Annotated in this window: 19 protein-coding genes; 7 read left to right on the top strand and 12 right to left on the bottom strand. The window is 45.7% G+C overall.

Annotation, left to right across the window (positions count from 1 at the left end; all coding sequences use genetic code 11):
- Positions 1-256: 256 nt before the first annotated feature.
- From astA to Q4519_RS00950, 3 genes are all read right to left on the bottom strand, one after another.
- A complete protein-coding gene (gene astA, locus Q4519_RS00960; protein WP_232799872.1) occupies positions 257-1,273 on the bottom strand; it encodes an arginine N-succinyltransferase in 1,017 nt (338 codons plus the stop codon).
- Between the two features lie 71 nt (positions 1,274-1,344).
- Positions 1,345-2,547 carry an aspartate aminotransferase family protein gene (locus Q4519_RS00955; protein ID WP_303508589.1) on the bottom strand — a complete coding sequence of 401 codons (1,203 nt, stop codon included), beginning with the start codon at positions 2,545-2,547 and terminating at the stop codon, positions 1,345-1,347.
- Between the two features lie 262 nt (positions 2,548-2,809).
- Positions 2,810-3,388 (bottom strand): aminodeoxychorismate/anthranilate synthase component II, encoded by a 579-nt coding sequence (locus tag Q4519_RS00950; protein ID WP_303508506.1) that lies wholly within the window; start codon positions 3,386-3,388, stop codon positions 2,810-2,812.
- Positions 3,389-3,576: 188 nt separating this feature from the next.
- On the opposite strand from Q4519_RS00950, the gene Q4519_RS00945 reads away from it, so the two are divergent.
- Both Q4519_RS00945 and Q4519_RS00940 read left to right on the top strand, forming a co-directional pair.
- Positions 3,577-4,326 (top strand): DUF4397 domain-containing protein, encoded by a 750-nt coding sequence (locus Q4519_RS00945; protein WP_303508504.1) that lies wholly within the window; start codon positions 3,577-3,579, stop codon positions 4,324-4,326.
- Positions 4,327-4,398: 72 nt separating this feature from the next.
- Positions 4,399-5,967 carry a cryptochrome/photolyase family protein gene (locus tag Q4519_RS00940; protein ID WP_303508588.1) on the top strand — a complete coding sequence of 523 codons (1,569 nt, stop codon included), beginning with the start codon at positions 4,399-4,401 and terminating at the stop codon, positions 5,965-5,967.
- A gap of 83 nt (positions 5,968-6,050) precedes the next feature.
- Here Q4519_RS00940 and Q4519_RS00935 read toward each other — a convergent pair whose 3' ends face one another.
- On the bottom strand, positions 6,051-7,460 hold the full coding sequence (locus tag Q4519_RS00935) for an MATE family efflux transporter (RefSeq protein WP_303508502.1): 1,410 nt from the start codon (positions 7,458-7,460) through the stop codon (positions 6,051-6,053).
- A gap of 107 nt (positions 7,461-7,567) precedes the next feature.
- On the opposite strand from Q4519_RS00935, the gene Q4519_RS00930 reads away from it, so the two are divergent.
- Positions 7,568-8,452: an AraC family transcriptional regulator gene (locus Q4519_RS00930; RefSeq protein WP_232799877.1), complete on the top strand. Its 885-nt coding sequence runs from the start codon at positions 7,568-7,570 to the stop codon at positions 8,450-8,452.
- Here the strand turns inward: Q4519_RS00930 and Q4519_RS00925 are convergent.
- The 7 genes from Q4519_RS00925 to pdhR form a co-directional block, all read right to left on the bottom strand.
- On the bottom strand, positions 8,424-8,942 hold the full coding sequence (locus tag Q4519_RS00925) for a chloramphenicol phosphotransferase CPT family protein (protein ID WP_232799878.1): 519 nt from the start codon (positions 8,940-8,942) through the stop codon (positions 8,424-8,426). The genes Q4519_RS00930 and Q4519_RS00925 overlap by 29 nt on opposite strands.
- Before the next feature lie 270 nt (positions 8,943-9,212).
- Entirely contained in the window at positions 9,213-9,461 is a 249-nt protein-coding gene (locus tag Q4519_RS00920) for a GGDEF domain-containing protein (protein WP_303508497.1), read from the bottom strand.
- A gap of 45 nt (positions 9,462-9,506) precedes the next feature.
- Positions 9,507-11,411, bottom strand: coding sequence for a hypothetical protein (locus Q4519_RS00915; RefSeq protein WP_303508494.1), 1,905 nt, complete (start codon positions 11,409-11,411; stop codon positions 9,507-9,509).
- A 268-nt stretch (positions 11,412-11,679) separates the two neighbouring features.
- Positions 11,680-13,107 carry a dihydrolipoyl dehydrogenase gene (gene lpdA / locus Q4519_RS00910; protein WP_232799881.1) on the bottom strand — a complete coding sequence of 476 codons (1,428 nt, stop codon included), beginning with the start codon at positions 13,105-13,107 and terminating at the stop codon, positions 11,680-11,682.
- A gap of 108 nt (positions 13,108-13,215) precedes the next feature.
- On the bottom strand, positions 13,216-15,180 hold the full coding sequence (gene aceF / locus Q4519_RS00905) for a pyruvate dehydrogenase complex dihydrolipoyllysine-residue acetyltransferase (protein WP_303508490.1): 1,965 nt from the start codon (positions 15,178-15,180) through the stop codon (positions 13,216-13,218).
- A 17-nt stretch (positions 15,181-15,197) separates the two neighbouring features.
- A complete protein-coding gene (gene aceE / locus Q4519_RS00900; protein ID WP_232799883.1) occupies positions 15,198-17,861 on the bottom strand; it encodes a pyruvate dehydrogenase (acetyl-transferring), homodimeric type in 2,664 nt (887 codons plus the stop codon).
- Between the two features lie 76 nt (positions 17,862-17,937).
- On the bottom strand, positions 17,938-18,702 hold the full coding sequence (pdhR, locus tag Q4519_RS00895) for a pyruvate dehydrogenase complex transcriptional repressor PdhR (RefSeq protein ID WP_232799884.1): 765 nt from the start codon (positions 18,700-18,702) through the stop codon (positions 17,938-17,940).
- Positions 18,703-19,058: 356 nt separating this feature from the next.
- Here pdhR and Q4519_RS00890 point away from each other — a divergent pair, with 356 nt between their 5' ends.
- Entirely contained in the window at positions 19,059-19,478 is a 420-nt protein-coding gene (locus Q4519_RS00890) for a transposase (protein ID WP_232799885.1), read from the top strand.
- Between the two features lie 66 nt (positions 19,479-19,544).
- On the opposite strand, the gene ampD is transcribed toward Q4519_RS00890, so the two are convergent.
- Positions 19,545-20,138 carry a 1,6-anhydro-N-acetylmuramyl-L-alanine amidase AmpD gene (gene ampD / locus Q4519_RS00885; RefSeq protein ID WP_303508487.1) on the bottom strand — a complete coding sequence of 198 codons (594 nt, stop codon included), beginning with the start codon at positions 20,136-20,138 and terminating at the stop codon, positions 19,545-19,547.
- A gap of 257 nt (positions 20,139-20,395) precedes the next feature.
- On the opposite strand from ampD, the gene Q4519_RS00880 reads away from it, so the two are divergent.
- The 3 genes from Q4519_RS00880 to Q4519_RS00870 all read left to right on the top strand — a co-directional run bounded on the left by Q4519_RS00880 (position 20,396) and on the right by Q4519_RS00870 (position 22,911).
- On the top strand, positions 20,396-20,911 hold the full coding sequence (locus Q4519_RS00880) for a TIGR02281 family clan AA aspartic protease (protein WP_303508484.1): 516 nt from the start codon (positions 20,396-20,398) through the stop codon (positions 20,909-20,911).
- 25 nt (positions 20,912-20,936) lie between these two features.
- Complete coding sequence (gene nadC, locus Q4519_RS00875) at positions 20,937-21,779, top strand: carboxylating nicotinate-nucleotide diphosphorylase (protein WP_232799888.1); 843 nt, start codon at positions 20,937-20,939, stop codon at positions 21,777-21,779.
- Between the two features lie 649 nt (positions 21,780-22,428).
- The gene (locus Q4519_RS00870; RefSeq protein WP_303508483.1) at positions 22,429-22,911 is read left to right on the top strand and encodes a prepilin-type N-terminal cleavage/methylation domain-containing protein; all 483 of its coding nucleotides are present in this window, start codon (positions 22,429-22,431) and stop codon (positions 22,909-22,911) included.
- The last annotated feature ends 9 nt before the right edge of the window (positions 22,912-22,920 follow it).

Raw genomic sequence — 22,920 nt, 5'->3', positions numbered from 1 at the left:
CCATATTGGACAAACAAGGCCTAAACTTTTACATCGGCCACTCAGGGCGAAAAAGGCCGGCATTCATTTCAAGCAAAAGCCCATTGATTAAATGCATCATGCCTCCTTTTTGATTTAAGAACACTTATCCATATTGGACAAACAAGGCCTAAACTTTTACATCGGCCACTCAGGGCGAAAAGGCCGGCATTCATTTCAAGCAAAAGCCCATTGATTAAATACATCATGCCTCCTTGTTGAATTATTTAGTGAGTGGTTACAAACTCAGCACTCGCACTGTATCCCCTGCTACTATTTTTAACGCATCGGCCACATCATGACTTAGCACCGCTTTATGATGCTTAAGTGACACACTGATAGATGCCACCGTGGCACGAAAATCAGTGACTGATATGTTGCTCACTATGTATTCAGCTTGGTCTATAGGTGAGCCAATTTCCACTTGCAAGCGCAAACAATCTCGCACCGAACGAATATGTTCAATTGGGCACTCAACGGTTGGCCCAGCATCAAAAATGTCAATATAGCCATTTTGATGAAACCCCTCTTTCTCTAGCAATTTTAGCGCGGGTAAGGTTTTTTCATGCACTTTACCAATCACCTGTTGCGCTTGTGGGCTAAGTAAACTGATATAAATAGGATATTTAGGCATTAATTCGGCAATAAACTGCTTATTACCTAACCCAGTTAAATGATCTACAGTGGGAAAATCGACAGAAAAAAAGTGCTGCTCAAGCCAAGCCCAAAAAGGCGAACGGCCATCTTGATCACTCACACCACGCATTTCTGCAATCACAGTGCGGGCAAAACGATTACGATGCTCCGCCATCAATAAAAAACGACAACGTGATAACAATCGGCCAGCATGACCACTGCGGTAAGGCTCACGTAAAAATAAGGTGCAAAGCTCTGACACCCCAGTGTAATCGTTACTTAAAGTTAAGGTTTCAACTAAGTTATAGACCCCAAGTGTAGGGGAAGAGTGCACCACTTTGCCAACATGGTAATTATAAAAAGGCGCGGTCATTCCTACCGCTGCTTCAATGGCTGTCGTGCCGACGATTTCACCCGAATTTAGGTCTTCAGCCACCATCAAATAGCCTTGATCGCCGGCTTGTTTTACTTCTTTGCTAAAGGAGGTAACAGAATGGTCAATTTTACGCTGCAATAATGCTTCGTTGACCGGCAGAGAGGTAAACCCCACACCTGACTCCTCTGCCATTGCTAACAACTGGAACAAGTCTGAAGCTTTAATTGGACGGATCACTAGCATAAGCGTACTCCATCATAATGCCCCAGCAACTAGGCTGGGGCTAAACTATCCATTCACGATAGCACAGATTATTAGCTTAGCACCTCAGCAATGGCTGTGGTTAAACGTGCGAAGCCAAGCTCAATTTCTTCATCGGTAATATTTAGTGCTGGCGCAAAACGCAATACATTCGGACCCGCTACTAATACCATTAAGCCAGCTGCTGCCGCTGCAACCAAAATATCACGTGCTCTGCCATGATATTGCTCGGTCAGCTCAGCGCCAATCAACAACCCTTTACCACGAATATCAGCAAAAAGATTAAATTGCTCATTGAGTGTAGCTAAGTGCGCTTTAAATACCTGTTCTTTTTGCTTAACGCCGGCTAGCATTGCTGGCGTATTAACCAAATCAAATGCTGTTTCTGCCACTGCACATGCCAACGCATTACCGCCGTAGGTACTGCCATGAGTGCCAACTTTTAAGCTTTGGGCAATCTTAGTGGTAGTCAACATAGCTGCAATCGGGAAACCGCCACCCAAGGCTTTTGCGCTGGTTAAAATATCGGGTACCACCTCAGTGCCCATGTAAGCATACAACTCACCAGTTCTGCCCACACCTGTTTGCACTTCATCAAAAATTAGCAAGGCATTGTGCTTATCACACAATTCTCTAACGCCTTTGATAAAAGCAGGATCGGCACTAATCACGCCGCCCTCGCCTTGCAGGGGCTCAATAATAACCGCGCAAGTGTTATCACTGATGGCCGCTTCAAATGCAGCTAAATCATTGTAATCAAGATGAGTAATCGCGCCCGGTTTAGGACCAAAGCCATCAGAGTAAGCCGATTGACCACCTGCCGTTACGGTAAAGAAGGTGCGGCCATGAAAACCTTGGTTAAAAGCAATAATTTCCACTTTATCTTCATTGAAATGCTCAATGCTATAACGACGCGCGAGTTTTAAAGCGGCTTCGTTCGCCTCGGCCCCCGAGTTAGCCAGAAAAACTTTCTCGGCAAACGTGGCATCGACTAATTTTTTAGCTAAACGCAGCGCAGGCTCATTGGTCCAAATATTACTCACATGCCAAATTTTTTCGCTTTGCTCTTTCAACGCACTGACTAATGCAGGATGCGCATGGCCTAAACAGTTCACCGCGATGCCACCAGCAAAGTCGATATAGTTATTTCCTTGTTGATCCCATACCCGCGATCCTTTGCCACGTACTGGGATCACCGCCGAAGGCGCATAATTAGGAACCATTACCTCATCAAATAAGGCTCTTGAAACTGCTATGTGTTCTGACATCACTACATCCCTCTACTATCACGCCCTGAAAACAGAACAAACAACCAAACCATGTTAATGTTTTGTTAATTATGTGGGCAAATTTAAAATTCGACAATATTTATGCAAAAAAGACTGCTTTTGCTACAGCTACACTGCCATCAAAAAGTAAATATTAAGTCACCTTTATTGAATAAAATAACCGAACACCCCCGATAAATCTAGGAGTAAAATATGAAAACATGAATAAAAATTCAAAATAAAAGAATAGCTATTTAACCTGGCGAACAAAGTTATCTAACAACTGCAGTCCTTGCTGCGATAAAATGCTCTCTGGATGAAACTGCACCCCTTCCACCGCCAAGGTTTTATGGCGAATAGCCATGATTTCACGCGGCCCTAAATGTTCGGTATAGGCACTCAGCTCAAAACAATCGGGTAAGCTTTCTGGCTCAAGCACTAAGCTATGATATCGCGTCACGGTTAACGGATTTTCAAGGCCAGTGAAAACACCAAGGCCATCGTGGGTAATCGGGCAAGTCTTACCATGCATCACCTGATTCGCACGCACTACCTGAGCACCAAACACTTGGCCAATACTTTGATGGCCTAAGCAGACTCCCAACAAGGGGATCTCACCGGCAAAACGTTCAATGGCGGCCAGCGAAATTCCGGCATCGTTTGGCGTGCAAGGCCCAGGAGAGATCACTAAGTGCTCCGGCGCCATGTCTTTTATTTCTTTTAAAGAGATTTGATCGTTGCGTTTCACTATCACCTCAACCCCTAGCTCACCAAAATATTGGTATAGGTTGTAGGTGAAAGAGTCGTAGTTATCGATCATTAGTAGCATGATTTACCTATTCCAAAATTTGCCATCAGAGGTGCACAAAAAGAAATCGCTATCATACCTACAATCAATGCGGGTGCAATTATTGCTGCATTCAATATCGGTTAAGGCAAGATTTGATAATATTATCGAAACGCAGCTAATCGCGATAATATAGCAAAGTGGTTCAAACAAATGCCCAAGGAGTCAAAATGTCAAACCAATTCAAAGGACTGCTCGCAACTGCCGCACTTGTACTGCTTGGTGGCTGTAACTTTATCATCACCAATGGCGATGTTTGGCGTAATGAAACCCAATTTCGCGCCATCAATTTTATTGCGCCGCAAATCGATGTGCAAAACACCGATGAAAAAGGAATTTGGACCAATGATCTGGTGCAAAATCTTAATTATCGTGAAGTATCTCAGCAAGTTAAGTTTGACTTAGACAATGACAATCAACGCGATTATTTAATTAAAGCCGTTGATTCTAATAGCCGTGAAGACATAGTCACCACTCACCGCGTCTCCTTGCAACAAGGCATGGAGTATTTACTGTATCAATATGGCGATGTGACCAGCGTCGGCAACACTCGGCCATTAATGAGAACCAGTCAGATCTTTACCGATAAGGTGAGCGATGGCTTTGTTCGTACCCGCTTTATTCATGTGCTGCCTAGTTACGCTCAAGACGTAGATGTATACCTTGACAACTATAAACAAATTTCTGACTTAAAATATGGTTTTGTCTCGGCGACCCGCTCTGTTAGCTCCAGCACTGGCGGTTATTTATTACGAGTAGTCAAAGCCAAACAAAACCCAGATGTGTTAGCTAACCAACTGCTAAACAAAACCATTTACTTGGACAACAACAGCAGCTATCAAATCTTTATTTCCCCTGCCTCAGCCAACGGTAATGGCGTTGGCGTAGATGCCACCTTATACCGCGAGCCCACCGAATAAAGATCTGATCAGCCACCCGCTGCGTTTAACTACACTCACACTAGGTAAACGCACGCGGATATTGTAATGACGATGGCCAACTACCACACTCTGCGCCTGATTTTAGGCGATCAGCTCAACGCTCATCACTCTTGGTACCAAACCAAAGATAGTGGGGTGCTGTACTTGATTGCCGAGCTAAAACAAGAAACCGATTATGTGGCGCATCACGTGCAAAAGGTGTGCGCGTTTTTTGCTGCGATGCAAGGCTTTGCTAACGCATTAAAGCAAGCGGGTCATCAGGTATTGCACTTAACCTTAGATGACAGCCAAGCCTATCAAGACTTACCCGATTTACTCATGCAGGTGTGCCAACAACACGGCATTAGCCAGTTACAGTTTCAACGCCCCGATGAATATCGGTTGCGCCAACAGCTTATTAATTTACAAATAGACAAGGTGAATATCAGTGAGTGGGACAGCGAACATTTTTTAGTGCCTTTTTGCGAGCTAGGTGATTATTTCGCCCCAAATAAACATGTATTAATGGAAGGCTTTTATCGCAAGCTGCGCAAACGCTTTAACCTGCTGATAGAAGATGATGGCAAGCCGTTAGGGGGCAAGCCTCTGGGTGGAAAGTGGAATTACGATGCGCAAAACCGCAATAAGTTTAAGAGTGCCGATCTCGCTAACATTCCCGCGCCCCTACTATTTGACAACCCGATTGAAGAAATTTTAGCCCGCCTTAAGCGCCATCAAATTAACACCATAGGTGAAGTAGCTGAGCACTTACCTTGGCCGATTAACCGCAAGCAATCGTTGGCGTTATTGGATTTTTTCTGCCAACACTGCCTGCCAAATTTTGGCCAATTTCAAGATGCGATGACCGCCAACAGTCCGCATCAATGGAGCTTGTATCATTCGCGCTTATCCTTTGCCCTCAATGCAAAAATCTTACATCCGATGCAAGTGATTCAAGCGGCCATTAGCGCGTTTGAGCAGCGCCCCGAGCACATTAGCTTGGCGCAAGTAGAAGGTTTTGTAAGGCAAATTTTAGGCTGGCGCGAATACGTACGCGGCGTGTATTGGGCCAATATGCCCTATTATAGCGAGCTAAATAGCCTCGATGCCCAGCGCGCCCTGCCCGCATTTTATTGGCACGGTAACACCAAGATGAACTGCATGGGCCATGCCATTAAGCAATCCCTTGAAACCAGCTACGCTCATCACATTCAGCGTTTAATGATCACCGGCAATTTCGCCCTGCTCACAGGCATTCACCCCGATGCCATGGATGAGTGGTATCTAGGCATTTATATCGACGCCATTGAATGGGTAGAAATGCCCAACACCCGCGGCATGAGCCAGTTTGCCGACGGCGGCATTATTGCTACCAAGCCCTACGCCGCCAGTGGCAATTACATTAATAAAATGAGTGATTATTGCAAAGGTTGCCACTATCAAGTCAAGCAACGTGATGGCGAAGGCGCCTGCCCCTTTAACAGCTTATATTGGCAATTTATGATTAAACACCGCGCGCGCTTAGCCAACAACCCACGTATTGGCATGGTGTATCGCAATTGGGATAAACAAACGCCCGAGCAACAGCAAAGTATCTTAGCTCAGGCGCAGGATTATTTAGCCAATATTGACGATTTGTGACCGGTAGGCGTAGGAGCCGCAGTCATGTGGCGATAAAGAAGGTGATCAAATCGCCCCATGACTGGGGCTTGCTACATAAAAATTTACGCGGCAACTGCTGGCACGGTGTCAGTTGGCGCGGTCTCTGGTTCATTGACTAGATTAGCTAACCAGCGCTTGCCGTGGATCCGTCTTAATACCAACACTATCTTAACGACCTCTTCGGTTAAGATTGCCATGATCACCCAAGGTAAGGGCCAACCGAGAACAAAGATGGTGAACAAGGCAATCGGAATACCAATCCCCCATAACCCAAAGATATCGATAAAGGCAGCGTATTTCATGTCACCACCACTGCGCAGCGCCCCCGAGATCCCCATCATGTTGAATACGCGTAGTGGAATGGCAAAAGCCAAAATCAGCAGCACTTGCAAAGCCATATCTAACTCAGGTGTATTAAGCAACACTAAACCTTGCTTGATCCAATCCAGCGTTAAGTAAGTCAGCGGACCAATACACATGGCAACAGCAACACCGCTTATGATTAACAGCCAAGCTTTATTCCACGCTCGATCGTATTGCTCGGCGCCTAATTCTTGGCCAACTAAGGTCGCCGTTGCCACACCTAGGCCAAAAAAGCCAGATAATACGAGGGATTCTATCGGCCCTAAAATACTCATTACAGCTAGCGCACTAATACTAATGTGGCCAAGTAAAAAGCTATAGGTCACTGTACCAAGAGCCCAGCCCCCATTTTGCAACATAGCGGGAACGGCAATACTGAAATAGCGCTGGCGCGCCTTTTTAGCTAAGCCATCTTTATAATCTTGCCAGCGAGGCGCGTATTGACCACGCCATTGATACATATATGCCACCAGCATCACCGTTTGTACAAAACGCGATACAGCAGTACCAACTGCGGCCCCCATCACACCCCACTGCGGAAAGCCCCATAAGCCAAAAATTAACAAAGCGTTTAAGCCAGCGTTAAGCACCACGGCAAAGACACTGATGTAAGTTGGCATTTTCGCTTCACCAACGGCGCGTAACATAGATTCAATGGGCACAGCCACGGCGGTAAAAATCACCGTCCAACCCGTTATTAATAAATACTGCGTGGCAAGCTCACTAAAGCCAGCTTCTCCCCCTGCCAATCCTATCACCACATCAGGAGCAAAAAGATAAAGCAAAACAAATGGCAAGGTAATAACTAGCGACATCATAAAAGCTTGAGCTAAGGTTCGTTTAACCCCAGCAATATTGTTCGCGCCAAAATACTGCGCAGCCAAAATCGCCACCCCAGCACTGCTACCGATAATAGCCAGTAAATTAAAAAACAATACTCGACCGCTAAGGCCTACGGCCGCAACAGCCTGTTCGCCAAGACTAGCAACCATCAATGCATCGACCAGAGCCAACATAGAAAACAACAAAGATTGGATCGCAACTGGGACAGCGATACTGCGAACTTGACGCCAAAACTGGCTGTCTGCTGACTGAAAAAGGGCTTTCATACTGGCTCCAAGTGATCATTGACACAATCGCTATAGAATACGCTTAAGCCCCAAAAAGTGATTATGCTATACTCGCAGCTAGTTATTAAAAACTATCATTCTAGATTATGCCTATATCACCTTGCCATTTTACGATTTCACCAAAATGCCAGCAAAAAGTGCTGGGGCCAGAAGAGCTTGCAGCATTAGCAACGCAACAAATTATTCAATGTGGCAGTTGCCTTGCGATAGAGGAGTTTTCAATTTCTCGTCCTAATCCTGATTTTGTGACCTTACTTTTTACCTTTAGTGGTAAGGGCCAACTGCACACCAAAGATCACGACTATGAACTTGAGCCTGGTAGCCTATTAATCATACCGAACAATTTTGCCAATCGGATTGAACTAGCGGATAAAGAATGGCAACTGGCTTGGATGATGATGCAGCCAGACGCCCCTTTGGTAAAAGGTATCAAACAACAAGTCCAGCTACTCTATATGCCCTACGGTGAATTGCTAAAAAATTGCATCGATGGCTTGGTATTAACACAAGGGCTATCTGCTTTATCCCACTCCAAAATTCAGCCTTTGCTGATCGCGCAAATGATCCAAGTATTAACTGCAAGCTTAGCGGATCAATCAGCCCATGATAGGCAAGCACTGCGTTTGCGCCAAGTTTTTGAGCAAGTAGAACAAAAGCTAGACCATAACTGGAGCGTGGAAGAAATGGCTAGGCTAGCGCACTTTTCGTCGCCCCATTTTCATCGTTTATGTAAACAGTATTATCAAAGTAGCCCGCTACAACAGGTGATTAAATTACGTATGAATCAAGCCAAACGCTTGCTCAGCGGCACTGATTGGCCGATCCAAGATATCGCCGAATTAGTGGGATACAGTGAGCTAACCAATTTTTCTACCCGGTTTCGCAAGCTTCATGGACTAAGCCCAACCGGGTTTAGAAAACAACACACTAGCTTTGATACGTCTACGCTAGCCACTGCACAATCAAGCTAGCACCTTGCTCGGGCGAAAGTTGGGTAGTATCTAAGGTGAAATCATAATTAAACACTTTATGTACTAGCGGATACTCATATTCAGCTAAGCCGATAGCGCGATCCCCTCGCGCCAACTCCCGTCGTTGAGCCTCGGCCAAATCACAATACACGCCAATAACACAAACTTGATATGGACTGAGTAGGGTCATTAAGCTATCTACTTCTGCGGCATCAATCCAAGCATTGTCGATAATCAGTTTGCAGCCCGCGTCAAGTAAGCTAGGCAAGCAGCGGTGATAACCATCCACCAATTGAGCGTAATCATAGCCACCTCGGGTAATAGGTTCGCCTTTCATCATGTTGGCTAAATCACTCGGTGGTAACGCATAAAGCACGCTATCAATACTAAAATTTAAGTATTGCTCTACCAGTTGCTCCTGTAGCGCCTTCGCCACGCTGGTTTTACCTGAGCTTCCCGTCCCATTTAATATAATGACTTGTGGCAACATGTGTTCCTCCAACTATTAAATTTTATTCGGCTTAGTTACCAAATAAGATATTACATTCAAATAGTTAAAGAAAACATTTTTGAAAATCAATTTAGTGATAGGCTAGCCGTGTTAATCACGCAATCTCGCCCCGCTGGTTTACCCATATATAATGCACGATCTGCTTGCTTTAACAGTGCTTCAGTATCCTTGATATCACTCGAACCGGCTAATCCAATAGTGATCGTTAATACTTCGCTGAATCAACTTAATAGGTCAGCAGCAATGCTCTTACCCCTTGACGATCTTTCTCTGCAGCCGCCATGGCTTCCACGGCAGAAGTATGGCGTAAAATTCTTCAACACCAAAACGGGCTACATTGCCTTGGCCTTCACGCGCTAGCTGAGTTAAACAATGAGCGACTACCTGCATAGCTTGGTCACCTCCGTCGTGACCACGTAAATCATTAAATTTTTTAAAATGATCAACGTCTATCATCATCACGGTAAAGGGCTCATTGGTACGTTGAGCCAAGCGCATTTGTGGCACCAACATTTAGCTCATATAATGAGCACTAATTAGATACTATTGATACTCTCTCGGGCCGAGATCAACCCCTTGGCCCCGCTGCCTAGCCTTGCCGGCCATGTCTGTATTCGGTACTTCAGTAAACAAAATTGGCATACCTGAAGTTAAACCCTGATCGACACCAATAAAAGTATTCGGGTCGGACAATTGACCGGTCTGCAGCTCTAAGTTTGTTGGTGTATTGCAAATATCATTACCACCATAAGGACAACCAGGGAAACCACCGCTGAATTTAATGTCGCCACCCACTAGGTTGTAATCTATGTCATAGTTCATTACCTGAGCGGGATCCGATTCGGTATAAATATAAAAAGTGTTATCGCCAAGCGTAGACGCCTGAGGTTGTCCCATAATGATATTATTCACTAGCGCAAGTCGATTTTCCGCCGTTAACTGTGAACGACGCTGACCACTGCCTAGTGAAATTAGGCCATCGCCTAGCCCAGTTATATAATTGTTTACTAGCACCGCCTGCGCATTATCGTTGGCAAAAGACACAGAAAGACTGACACCTGAAGCGCGGCAATGGGTTAAATCTGCCAATTCGGGGCGGTTTTCAAACCAATTACATTGACCATTGATGACACTATTGGCGATCAGTAATTGCTCCCCAGCGACCTTAATCTGATTACCTGCATTGGCATAGGCTTGCAAGCCATAAATGGTGACATTGCCATCGTTGTTATACAGCAAATCTAAGCCATCGGAGGTGTTGTGATGAATACTGCCGCCTTCAAAGATCCAGTTGCCGCCAGTATCACCAGTGCCCAAGCCATCACCATAACCCCCCGCCGTTTGTCCCCAGCAGCCACGGTAACTGCCATCAAGTTGTTCAATACAGCCATTCCATGCTATTTCAGTATGTTTAAAATGCACTAAACCTGAGCTTTTAGCACTCGGCTTACCATCGCCTTCCCAGCCCACCCAAGCATTACCTACAATACGGCTTTGCTCTATGCGCACATCTGTTACCCGAGGAGCGACCACCCCAGCATTGGCAAGACCGTGAATGTTTATATTTTTTAATAATATATGCTTGGCATCGGCGCCATAGACTCCAGTCCCCGCCCAATCACCTTGTGGAACAGGATCATTAACCCGAGTACAAGCTTGAGCCTGTTGTTGGTAAATACCATGATTACTGTGGTTTGGATCGGCAAAGCCATGTAAATGAAATTCACCACAGGCTTGACCATCGGTTATTTCAAAACAGTTCACCTCAACAAATTCCGCTGCCGCTAAATTAATAACGCGCTTAGCCCGCTCAACCCCAACTAATTTCGGAGGTGCAGTGCAACCTTGCCGCCAAGATTCGCCATATAACCGAGTTGGCTTATCCTGTGTCCCTGAAGGTAACACCGCCATGAAACAGTTCCATGGCCAGTTAGCATCGCAGTCGCTAAAGCGATGGCTATCAACTTGGTTAACAATACGCCCCAGACGATATTCGCCACTCGCAACCCAAACCTTATCTCCCCCTTGCATATTCGGTGTTTCACCCGGCGGCAATAGCTCGAATAAACTTCCTAAGGCGCAGGCTTGGTTTAGGCCTGAGCCGGGATAAGCTTGATTACTTTTTCCATCACATTGCCCCCATAGCCCACCGTCGGGGCGAATGTACCAGTCAAACTTAGTCTCTTTAACCAAGGTTTGGGGAATATTAGCGGGTGGTAATTTCACCCCTAAATCGGATGGCGGAGCAATGGGGGCAGAGGTTGGTGAGGGGGAAACACTTGGCACAATTGACGGTGAAACAGAAGGGACTAACGTTGGTGCGACCACAACAGACGATAGCATTGGGTCAGCGTCACCACCGCCACCACAACCATAGAGCAAAGTAAGCCCCATCAAAAAAACAACGAAGACTCCAGCCGAACCTTTCTTTTTATTGTCTCTATTCATCTTATGTTCCAAACCATTTGACCATTAAATCTATGCAACTTGTAGCACAGCAAAGAATGGCATATTTAATAGCTAAGAAACACAAGTTTAAAGCTAAGACTAGACACAAGTAGTGATTTTAATAACTAACGAATAAAGCATCGACATTGCGGCCCTGAGTTATGACCCCGCAGTTAAATCGAGTATAGCCAATGGCCACCGGCTTCAAAATGGGGGTACAAAAAAAGCAGCCTAGGCTGCTTTTTATCATTCGTATTTGAAACTGAAATTACTTCTTCTTAACCGCTTTTGGGTTAGGTAGGTCGGTAATTGAACCTTCGTATACTTCTGCTGCTAGACCCACTGATTCGTGTAGCGTAGGGTGAGCATGGATAGTTAGCGCGATGTCTTCTGCATCTGCACCTAGCTCAATCGCTAAACCGATTTCGCCAAGTAGTTCACCTGCGTTAGTACCTACAACAGCACCACCAATCACGCGATGCGTGTCTTTATCGAACAGAAGCTTAGTCATGCCGTCAGAACAATCTGATGCAATCGCACGGCCTGATGCTGCCCACGGGAATACTGCTTTCTCGTAGTTAACGCCCTGCTCTTTCGCTTCTTTCTCAGTTAGACCAACCCAAGCAACTTCTGGCTCAGTGTAGGCAATTGATGGAATCACTTTAGGATCAAAGTAATGTTTCTTACCAGCAATCACTTCTGCAGCCACGTGGCCTTCATGCACACCTTTGTGAGCTAACATAGGTTGACCCACGATGTCACCGATAGCATGAATGTGTGGCACATTAGTGCGCATTTGCTTATCAACTTCGATAAAGCCACGCTCAGTAACATTAACGCCAGCTTTGTCTGCATCTAGCCCAAGACCGTTTGGTACACGACCTACTGCCACTAATACTGCATCATATGCTTTCGCCTCTGCAGGTGCGTTTTTACCTTCAAACGTCACATAAATTGCGTCTTCTTTAGCTTCAACTGCAACTACTTTGGTTTCTAGCATGATGTCGAATTTCTTCTTCACGCGCTTAGTGTAAACCTGAATAACATCTTTATCGGCAGCTGGAATGAGCTGGTCAGCAAATTCAACTACGTCAATGTTTGAACCTAGCGCGCTGTACACTTGGCCCATTTCTAGACCTATGATGCCGCCACCTAAAACAAGTAAACGCTCAGGCACTGTTTTCAGCTCTAGGGCACCCGTTGAATCCCAAATACGCGGGTCATCATGCGGGATGAAAGGTAATTTAACCGGACGAGAGCCAGCCGCAATGATCGCGTTGTCAAAGTTAACGGTAGTTTTACCGTCTTTACCGTCAACTTCAATTGAGTTAGGGCCAGTAAATTTACCGAAACCTTCAATCACTTTCACTTTACGCATCTTAGCCATGCCGCCAAGGCCGCCAGTTAGTTGGCCAACTACTTTGTCTTTCCAGATACGAATTTTATCGATGTCTGTTTGCGCTTCACCAAAGATAACACCATGCTCAGCAAGGGCTTTGGCTTCTTCAATTACTTTTGCAACGTGTAACAAGGCTTTTGAAGGAATACAGCCTACGTTAAGACATACGCCACCTAAGGTAGAGTATTTTTCGATTAACACGGTTTCCAAACCTAAATCTGCTGCACGAAACGCGGCAGAGTATCCGGCAGGGCCGGATCCTAGCACAACGACCTGTGCTTTCACTTCGTTACTCATTCTGGCCTCTTATCTTTTGGCTTGTCGGGGTACAAAAATCCCAACAAGTTTACAATCATGTTAAGAAAATGGAAGTAAAAAGGTCGGCAAACGCCGACCTCTTAACATTTACAGTACTAATTTACGTAAATCAGACAGTAAACCATTAATTGTGGTGATGAAACGTGCGCCATCAGCGCCGTCAATCACACGGTGATCGTAAGAAAGCGCTAATGGAACCATCAAGCGAGGTTCAAACTCTTTACCGTTCCATTTTGGCTTCATTTCAGACTTAGACACACCTAAGATAGCCACTTCTGGCGCATTAACGATTGGCGTAAACTGCGTGCCACCGATGCCGCCAAGGCTAGAAATACTCAGTGAACCACCTTGCATGTCTTTACCTGTTAGCTTGCCATCACGCGCTTTCTTAGAGATTTCAGCCAAATCGCGGCTTAGCTCGTGAATGCCTTTGCGGTTAGCATCTTTAACAACCGGAACCACTAGGCCGTTTGGCGTATCTACCGCTACACCAATGTTGATGTATTTCTTGTAGATGATGTGCTCGCCGTCTTCAGCTAGTGACGTATTGAACTTAGGATGCAGTTCAAGGGCTTTCGCGACCGCTTTGATGATGAAGATCAGTGGGCTAATTTTAATGCCGTTACCGATTTTCGCATTCATCGCGTTTTCGCTTTGACGGAATGCTTCTAGCTCAGTGATATCCGCTTCGTCAAATTGCGTTACGTGTGGAATAGTTACCCAGTTGCGATGTAGCGCAGGACCAGAAATTTTCTGGATACGAGACATTTCAACGGTTTCGATTTCACCAAATTTAGAGAAATCAACTTTAGGTGCTTTCACAACTTGTAAGCCGTTACCACCGCCAACTGACGTTGTTGCCGTTGCTTTTGGACGTGACAATTCATATTTCACATATGCTTGTACGTCTTCTTTGATAATGCGAGCTTTACGCCCCGAGCCCTTAACCTTAGTTAGGTCTACACCAAATTCGCGCGCTAAACGACGCACTGATGGTGAAGCATGCACTGTACCTGAACCTTTGCTTTCTGCTGCACTTGGGTGATGCGGCACTGGTGGCGGCTTAGGTGCTGCTTGTTGTGGCGCAGCTTGAGCTGGCGCAGGCGCTGCTGCAACAGGAGCAGGTGCCGCATGAGCGGGTGCAGGTGCCCCGGCAACGGTTACTTCAACCACAGCCACTAAAGTACCTTCAGATACCTTATCACCGACATTAATTTTTAGCTCTTTGACTACACCCGCAAACGGTGCTGGTACTTCCATTGAAGCCTTATCGCCTTCAACAGTGAGTAGACCCGCTTCTTCTTCGATAGTGTCGCCAACTGAAACAAGTAGCTCAGTGACTTCAACTTCATCGCCGCCGATATCAGGCACGTGAACTTCTTTAAGCTCAGTCGTTGATGCTGCACTTGGCGCTGCTGCAGGAGCAGGTTCAGCAACTGGTGCAGGCGCTGCTTGAGCAGCTGGTGCCTCTGCAGCAGCTGAGCCAGACTCAACGACCACAATCAAAGTGCCTTCAGACACTTTATCGCCAACCGCTACTTTAATTTCTTTTACCACACCGCCAAATGGTGCCGGTACTTCCATTGAAGCTTTATCGCCTTCAACCGAAATCAAGCCTTGCTCTTCTTCAATCGTGTCGCCAACGGCTACTAAAATCTCAGTAACGTCAACTTCATCAGCGCCAATATCTGGCACCGTGATTTCAAGCAGCTGGCTTGCGCCAGCTGGCGCTGCGGCTGCCGGAGCTGGAGCTTCAGGAGCCGGCGTCGTAGGAGCCTCTTGCGCAGCAGGCGCTTCTGCTGCAGGCGCACCGCCCGCCGCTTCCACAGTAATGATAAGAGTACCTTCAGACACTTTATCGCCAACTGCTACTTTGATTTCTTTTACTACGCCGCCAAACGGCGCAGGTACTTCCATTGATGCTTTATCACCTTCAACAGAAATCAAACCTTGCTCTTCTTCAATGGTGTCACCCACGGCGACTAAAATCTCGGTTACATCGACTTCGTCTGCGCCAATGTCAGGAACCAGAATTTCTTTAATATCAGACATTCTCTTAATACCTATTGTTATGCGTGCAGTGGGTTAACTTTGTTTACATCAATGCCGAATTTAGCAATCGCTTCCGCAACCACTGATTTCTCAATGCTGCCTTGCTTCGCTAGTTCGCCTAACGCAGCAACCACTACGTAAGATGCGTTAACTTCAAAGTGACGACGTAGATTTTCACGGCTATCACTGCGGCCGAAACCATCAGTACCCAATACCTTGTATGGGCCTGGTACGTATGCACGTACTTGGTCAGCGTAAGTTTTCATGTAGTCCGTTGCCGCAACCGTTGGTACGCCAGCTTCAAGAACAGTCGTAATGTAAGGTACTTGCTCTTCGGCTAGTGGGTTTAGCATGTTTAGACGCTCAACCGCTTGACCATCACGCGCTAGCTCGTTGAATGAGGTTGCGCTAAATACGCTAGCATCAACGCCGTAATCTTCCGCTAGAATGCGCGCCGCTTCGCGAACTTGCAGCATGATAGTACCCGAGCTTAGCAATTGGATCTTAGCTTTACCTTGGCCTTTCACTTCGTCTAGCTTGTAAATACCTTTACGAATACCTTCTTCCGCACCTTCTGGCATGGCTGGTTGCTCGTAGTTTTCATTCATTACCGTTAGGTAGTAGTAAATGTTTTCGTTGTCTTCGTACATGCGTTTCATGCCGTCTTGAACAACCACTGCTAGCTCGTAACCGTATGTTGGATCGTAAGTGATACAGTTCGGGATCACGTTCGCTTGTACGTGTGAGTGACCATCTTCATGCTGTAAACCTTCACCGTTTAATGTTGTACGACCTGCAGTACCACCAATCACAAAACCACGTGCTTGTTGGTCACCCGCTAACCATGCCATGTCGCCAACACGTTGGAAACCAAACATAGAGTAGTAGATGTAGAATGGGATCATCGGGCTGTTGTTGGTGCTGTATGATGTCGCCGCGGCAACCCAATCTGCTTTCGCACCTAGCTCGTTAATACCTTCTTGTAGTACTTGACCTTTAATGTCTTCTTTGTAGTAAGCCACTTGGTCTTTATCTTGTGGGGTGTATTTCTGACCTTGACGAGAGTAAATACCCACTTGACGGAACAGACCTTCCATACCAAAAGTACGCGCTTCATCTGGGATGATAGGCACAATACGCTTACCAATTTGCTTGTCTTTTAGCAGTACCGTTAGGATACGCACAAACGCCATGGTAGTTGAAATTTCACGGCCGTTTGAACCTTTCAATACCGCATCAAATGCACTCACTGGTGGGATCGGCATTTCAATGTCAGAGTTAATACGACGCTGTGGCAAGAAACCTTTTAGGGCTTCACGGCGCGCCTTCATGTATCTAACTTCTTCCGAGTCTGGACCCGGGTTATAGTAAGGAATGTTCGGTAAATCTTCATCCGAAATTGGAATATTGAAACGATCACGGTAGTGCTTGATCGCATCTAGATCCATTTTCTTCACGCCGTGAGCGATGTTTTTACCTTCGCCTGCTGCGCCCATACCGTAACCTTTAACGGTTTTAGCTAGGATAACCGTTGGACGACCTTTGGTTTCAGCCGCTTTTTTGTAAGCTGCATAAACTTTGTATGGGTCGTGACCACCACGGTTTAGACGCCAGATATCTTCATCTGACATGTTAGCAACCATTTCGGCCGTTTCTGGGTACTTACCAAAGAAGTGCTCACGGGTGTACGCGCCGCCTTTGGCTTTAAAGTTTTGGTATTCACCGTCTACGGTTTCTTCCATTAACTGCAGCAGTTTACCTGACTTGTCTTGTGCTAATAGTGGATCCCAGTAGCGACCCCAGATAACTTTTAGCACTTCCCAGCCGGCGCCGCGGAAGGTACCTTCAAGCTCTTGAATGATCTTAGAGTTACCACGAACTGGGCCGTCTAGACGCTGTAGGTTACAGTTGATAACGAAACATAAGTTATCTAGGCCTTCACGTGCAGCCATGCCGATAGCACCTAATGATTCAGGCTCATCACACTCACCGTCACCTAAGTAACAATAAACGCGCTGCTGTGAACAGTCTTTAATGCCGCGGTCTGTTAAGTATTTAAGGAAACGAGCTTGGTAAATAGCTGAGATTGGACCCAGACCCATAGATACCGTAGGGAACTGCCAAAAATCAGGTAGTAACTTAGGATGTGGGTAAGAAGGTAAGCCCTTACCGTCTACTTCTTGACGGAAATGGTCTAGCTGCTCTTCTGTCAAACGGCCTTCAAGGAATGCACGCGAGTAGATACCCGGAGAGATATGGCCTTGGAAGTAAACTAAATCGCCGCCGTCTTGTTCGTTTGGACCACGGAAAAAGTGGTTAAAACCTACATCGTATAACGTGGCAGAAGACGCGAAGCTTGAGATGTGACCACCTAGGTCTAAATCTTTCTTCGATGCACGTAATACCATCGCTAACGCATTCCAACGCACGATAGCGCGGATACGACGCTCTAACGCCATGTCGCCAGACATGTGTGGCTCTTGACCCGGTGGGATGGTATTAACATAAGCTGTGGTCGCGTCAAACGGTAAGTGACCACCGCTACGACGTGTTTTATCAGCTAGCTTTTCAAGTAGGTAGTGAGCACGCTCAGTACCTTCTTCTGAAATGACCGCTTCTAAAGCCTCTAACCATTCCGCAGTTTCCTGTGGGTCGAGATCTTGCTTCTGGATATCTGACATGGCAGTTTCCTATTTGTTATTCACGATAACGTGACTGCTTTCACGCACAAACGAAAGTGTGATTATTCACACCCAGTTATTCTTTAATTTGCTGAATTCGACGCAAAGAGCGCTCAAGGCGGTTTTCTTCACGACTAATTTCAAGCAGGGTTTCTTCAATAAAAACCAGATGGCGATCAGACGCGTCTCTGGCTTTTTTAGGCGCTTTGCCCAAAATCGCATCAAGCAGCATTTTCCGGTGCTCACGAATTGCTTCGGTAATTTCCGGACGACGCTGCAGTTGTTCTAAATTGTGTAATACGTTTTGCTCTAATAACGGTAATAAACCGCGCATCAGATGCATCAATACCAAATTATGAGAGGCTTCGACGATGGCCAAATAAAATGCCACTACTACCTTAGCTTCTGCTTCAAGATCTTGATTTAATTGCACCTGCTCTATATTAGAGAAGGTTTGGCGAATTTGCTCAAAATCGGTCTCGGTGCCACGCAACGCTGCATAAAACGCCGAAATACCCTCAAGGGCATGACGAAATTCTAATAAATCATACTGTGATTCCGGCGTTGAGTTGAGCAAGTCGTACAAAGGATCGGTTAACCCTTGTCTAAGCTCGGCGCCAACAAAAGTGCCACCGCCATGACGACGAGTCAGCAAACCACGCGCCTCAAGACGTTGAATTGCTTCACGCAGAGATGGCCTTGAAACATCAAATTGCTTAGCTAATTCACGCTCAGGCGGCAGCTTCTGACCGGGATTTAAGCTCCCTTCCAGAATCATGCTTTCCAATTGCGCTTCAATCACGTCGGCAATTTTAGGCTGTTTTATCTTTTGATAGGCCATGGTTTCTCTTTTCGAGTACGCTTAGAGCAATTGGTATTACCAATTTTATTTGGCGCAAAAAATAGCAAAGCACTAACATTTTGTCTAGCGAAAAGCTGATCAAGATCAAACGATTTTACGTAACAGCTGCAATTTCATGCCAAAAAGGTCAGACCAATGCACTTGTTTTACATTCATTCAACCTTAACAGCACATTTTGACAACTTTGTTAAAAGCAAGTTATCCCTCAACCTAGGAGCCCTAGTATTGGGGCGATAAAATGACCAAAGGCACTATAAATCACCTATATTAAATTCATCTATTCTAATGAGAATAAACTCATGCCCTTTCACGGCTATCGATTACGGTTAGGTAGAGTGTCACAAAGCAATCGTATTTACTCGATCACTTCAGTGACTTATCAAAGGCAACCACTGTTTAACGAGTTTAACTCTGCTCGCATACTTATTCATGCAATGGCAAAATCAGATAGCGAGCAACAATGCTCAACCTTAGCTTTTGTGGTGATGCCCGATCATTTTCATTGGCTGGTGCAACTGCACTCAAACCTAGAGCTAAAAGATCTCATTGGCCAAGTTAAGCGCCGTACCAGCTATCAACTTCATCAACAAGCGATAGCCAAGGATAAAGTCTGGCAGCATGGCTATTATGATCACAACCTCCGCCACGAAGATGAAATACTACCCACTTGCCGCTACATCGTGGCCAATCCTTTACGTGCCAAATTAGTCACCAGTGTTAAAGATTATCCGCATTGGGATTGCTGTTATTTGTGATTTTCATCAATTTCAATTCACGGAAAAATCCCCGCATAACTGCGGGTCCTACGAGCTCCTCACGCGCTAAGCCCTCGTAGGAGCCCCAGTCATGGGGCGATTTGAATCCGCAGCCAAGCCTTGCAAATATCGCTGCCAATCAAACCCAATGCCGGGGTCGCTTTTGCGCCCTGGGGCGATGTCACTATGGCCAGTGATCCGCTGCGGAGTAATCAAAGGGTAATGGGTTAAAATAGCCTCGGTGAGCTTAGTTAACGTTTGATATTGCACATCGGTAAATTCGCTGTCATCTGTCCCCTCAAGCTCAATGCCAATAGAAAAATCATTACATTTTTCTTGTCCGGCAAACTCTGACACGCCCGCATGCCAAGCCCGTTTATCAAGAGGCACGTATTGTACTAATTCACCGTCACGGCGGATCAGAGCATGGGCGGACACTTTAAATTGGTAAATAATCTCAAAGTATGGATGTTCACTCGGATTAAGTTGACCGGTAAATAACTGGTCAATATACGGCCCACCAAATTGTGCCGGGGGCAAACTAATGGAATGGATCACCAATAAAGAAATGGACGCATCCAGCGGGCGAAAATCACAAAAGGGCGAAGGCACTTGGCGGGCTTGCGCTATCATGCCTTGGCTATCGATAGTAACAGACATACATTTCCTAAACTCAATGCCATTAATCCGCATATCCTGCCATTTCCGACACCTTAACTAAAGTCTGATCTGCTAAGACAGGTTGTCTTTTCAAGTAAAGCGCGTAATTATCAAGGTAAGCAGGTTTTAGTAAGAGTAGCAATTAACCCGTATTAGATTTAGCTGGGTTATATACCCAATCACCTTGAAGATGCATGTGTCAAGCACCTCTAGGTTGATTGGGTGTAAATAAGCCGAAAAGAATAGATGAGGAAGTCATGGAATTGCCGGAACACAATGCACCAAAAAAAGTAAGTAAATGGATGTGGGTAATTGCTTGGCTGTGCTTAGGTGGCCTGAGTTATCAATATTTTGATGGCAAAATAGCCCGCGAATATAATCCTAACGGCCAGCTAAATAATCAAACCCAACAAGGCAGCATTACCTTAGTGCAGAATCGCCAAGGCCATTACGTGGTTGATGGCCTGATTGACGGGCAAAAGGTGACCTTTATGCTCGATACAGGCGCGACCTCAACCGTATTGCCACAGCATATTGCCGATCAAGTGGGTTTAACACGCGGCTACGCCAGCCAAGTCAGCACCGCTAATGGCATTATTTCCGTCTATTCAACCGAGATTAAAAGCTTGAGCTTAGGGTCGCTAACATTGTACGATCTCCGCGCGCAAATAAACCCTTATATGGACGACGACACTGTGCTGCTAGGTATGAATGTACTGCGCCAGTTTAAGTTAGTACAACAAGGTAACGAGCTGATCATCAGCTTTAATTAACTTTATCCGCCCGACAGGACATAGCATGAACCAGCAAGAAATCGCCCAAAGCGTCACCCTCGCCCTCACTGAAGATTTAAACGGCCTAAGCGCTGATGTCGGCGATATTACCGCGAACTTAATTGCTGCTGAGACCCAAGCTAAGGCGACCATTATCAGCCGCGAGCAAGCGGTGTTTTGTGGCCAAGCCTGGGCCGATGAAGTATTTAAACAACTTGGCAACAGCGTCACCATTGATTGGCAAGTTAAAGACGGCGACCTCGTTACGCCAAATCAAGTGCTTTGCCATTTATCTGGCCCGGCTCGCACCTTGTTAACTGGCGAGCGCAGTGCATTAAACTTCATTCAAACTTTATCAGGTATTGCCACCGCGACCCATGAATATACCAGTAAAATTGCCCATACCCAATGTAAGCTGTTGGACACGCGTAAAACCTTACCGGGTCTGCGCAACGCATCTAAGTATGCGGTGACTTGCGGCGGCGGTAACAATCACCGCATTGGTTTGTATGACGCTTACCTAATTAAAGAAAACCATATTCTAGCCTGTGGCGGCATTGCAGAGGCCATTAACCAAGCACGCACTCTAAAGCCGGGTTTAAAAGTAGAAGTTGAAGTGGAAAGCCTCGAAGAACTTGCCCAAGCATTGGCTGCCAAGGCCGATGTAGTGATGCTAGATAACTTCACCGTGCCGATGATGGAGCAAGCCGTTGCCAATAACCATGGCACAACAAAATTGGAAGTATCTGGTAATGTGGATTTAACCACCATCGCCACCTTCGCTGAAACCGGCGTAGATTTTATATCGGTCGGTGCATTGACTAAGCATGTACAAGCAGTGGATTTATCAATGCGCTTTGTTGGATAAGACTTTGTGGATTGCCCGAAGTAGTGTTTTTTGTAGGTTCTAAGCTTGCTCAGGGAATTTGTGATATTTGCTTAACAAGCTCATCTCCTACGATCGGTGCGACCATGAAAAATAGCGCGACACAGCTTTCGGGGCGGTTTGATCTCTGATTTAAACCGCGAAACACCAAGTAACTTGCAAAATCAACCTTAGATAAATACGGCGTTAATCCCTATAGCAATCGACAGCAATAATACTTTTCTCTTAAATATCAAGACTTAGGTTTTACTGAGTCACGTCTCAATTTTGCTAAAAGCATACGAAATAACTTGATAAAAAGGTGAGAGGTTCATTAGAATCGCCGCGTTAGTTACGATTATTTACATAATTGCTGCGGCGTTAATCTGTCAATTTCGCTGCTTAACACATAGAGCAAACCGTATAGTGTTGTGATAACCATTACAGAGTTAAACGAATCTCTGGCCAGTTTATCTGTATAAAGTGTGAAACACACCACTGTGTTCTAAAGTAAATATGTGAAAACATGATCTAGCTAACTTGTGTCAGATCAAGTTTCTTGAGATGTTACACCACAGGTAATGAAGCCTTAAATAAACTTCTGTTACCTACCCTTATCCCTAATAAAAACCGTAAGTGAAGGACAACCTTTATGAACAAGCAAATGAACAAAGCACAACAGGGTTTTACCCTAATTGAACTATTGATCGTAGTAGCGATCATCGGTATTTTGGCTGCGATTGCATTGCCTGCTTACCAGCAATACACAAACCGAGCGCAATTTTCAAAATTTGTAACTGCTGCTGGCGGTGCTAAAAGTGCTGTTGAAGTGTGTGCACAAACCAACGCCAACACTACAAACTTAAATACCAACTGTATTAACGGTTCAGTAGGTATTCCTGATGATGTTGCTGCTGCAGGTAACATATTGGGTGTAGCAACAGCAGCTGGCGCTGGTGCTGATGCAGTTACAATTACAGTAACATCTGCTGGTGGCAATACTGCTCTTGGTAGTTTAGATACTGGTGCTATCTACGTACTAACAGGACAAGTACAACCGAACGGTTCAATGCTATGGGCTGCCGACTGTTCAACAGGTTCTACAGACTACACTGATTTCTGTCCAACATTCTAATCTAGAGTT

Origin of the sequence: Motilimonas sp. 1_MG-2023 (genome assembly GCF_030547455.1) — a bacterium.
GTDB lineage: Bacteria > Pseudomonadota > Gammaproteobacteria > Enterobacterales > CBDFNC01 > Motilimonas.
The sequence above is the reverse complement of the archived record's forward strand: the minus strand, read 5'-3'. Positions and strand labels throughout refer to the sequence as shown.

Excerpts from the sequence above, each read along its gene's own strand:
- astA (WP_232799872.1), bottom strand. The coding sequence starts at position 1,273 with ATGCTAGTGATCCGTCCAATTAAAGCTTCAGACTTGTTCCAGTTGTTA.
- Q4519_RS00915 (WP_303508494.1), bottom strand. The coding sequence starts at position 11,411 with ATGAATAGAGACAATAAAAAGAAAGGTTCGGCTGGAGTCTTCGTTGTT.
- Q4519_RS00925 (WP_232799878.1), bottom strand. The coding sequence starts at position 8,942 with ATGTTGCCACAAGTCATTATATTAAATGGGACGGGAAGCTCAGGTAAA.
- ampD (WP_303508487.1), bottom strand. The coding sequence starts at position 20,138 with ATGTCTGTTACTATCGATAGCCAAGGCATGATAGCGCAAGCCCGCCAA.
- Q4519_RS00880 (WP_303508484.1), top strand. The coding sequence starts at position 20,396 with ATGGAATTGCCGGAACACAATGCACCAAAAAAAGTAAGTAAATGGATG.
- Q4519_RS00945 (WP_303508504.1), top strand. The coding sequence starts at position 3,577 with ATGTCAAACCAATTCAAAGGACTGCTCGCAACTGCCGCACTTGTACTG.
- Q4519_RS00935 (WP_303508502.1), bottom strand. The coding sequence starts at position 7,460 with ATGAAAGCCCTTTTTCAGTCAGCAGACAGCCAGTTTTGGCGTCAAGTT.
- Q4519_RS00920 (WP_303508497.1), bottom strand. The coding sequence starts at position 9,461 with ATGCGCTTGGCTCAACGTACCAATGAGCCCTTTACCGTGATGATGATA.
- Q4519_RS00870 (WP_303508483.1), top strand. The coding sequence starts at position 22,429 with ATGAACAAGCAAATGAACAAAGCACAACAGGGTTTTACCCTAATTGAA.
- nadC (WP_232799888.1), top strand. The coding sequence starts at position 20,937 with ATGAACCAGCAAGAAATCGCCCAAAGCGTCACCCTCGCCCTCACTGAA.
- Q4519_RS00930 (WP_232799877.1), top strand. The coding sequence starts at position 7,568 with ATGCCTATATCACCTTGCCATTTTACGATTTCACCAAAATGCCAGCAA.
- aceF (WP_303508490.1), bottom strand. The coding sequence starts at position 15,180 with ATGTCTGATATTAAAGAAATTCTGGTTCCTGACATTGGCGCAGACGAA.
- Q4519_RS00940 (WP_303508588.1), top strand. The coding sequence starts at position 4,399 with ATGGCCAACTACCACACTCTGCGCCTGATTTTAGGCGATCAGCTCAAC.
- Q4519_RS00950 (WP_303508506.1), bottom strand. The coding sequence starts at position 3,388 with ATGCTACTAATGATCGATAACTACGACTCTTTCACCTACAACCTATAC.
- pdhR (WP_232799884.1), bottom strand. The coding sequence starts at position 18,702 with ATGGCCTATCAAAAGATAAAACAGCCTAAAATTGCCGACGTGATTGAA.
- aceE (WP_232799883.1), bottom strand. The coding sequence starts at position 17,861 with ATGTCAGATATCCAGAAGCAAGATCTCGACCCACAGGAAACTGCGGAA.
- lpdA (WP_232799881.1), bottom strand. The coding sequence starts at position 13,107 with ATGAGTAACGAAGTGAAAGCACAGGTCGTTGTGCTAGGATCCGGCCCT.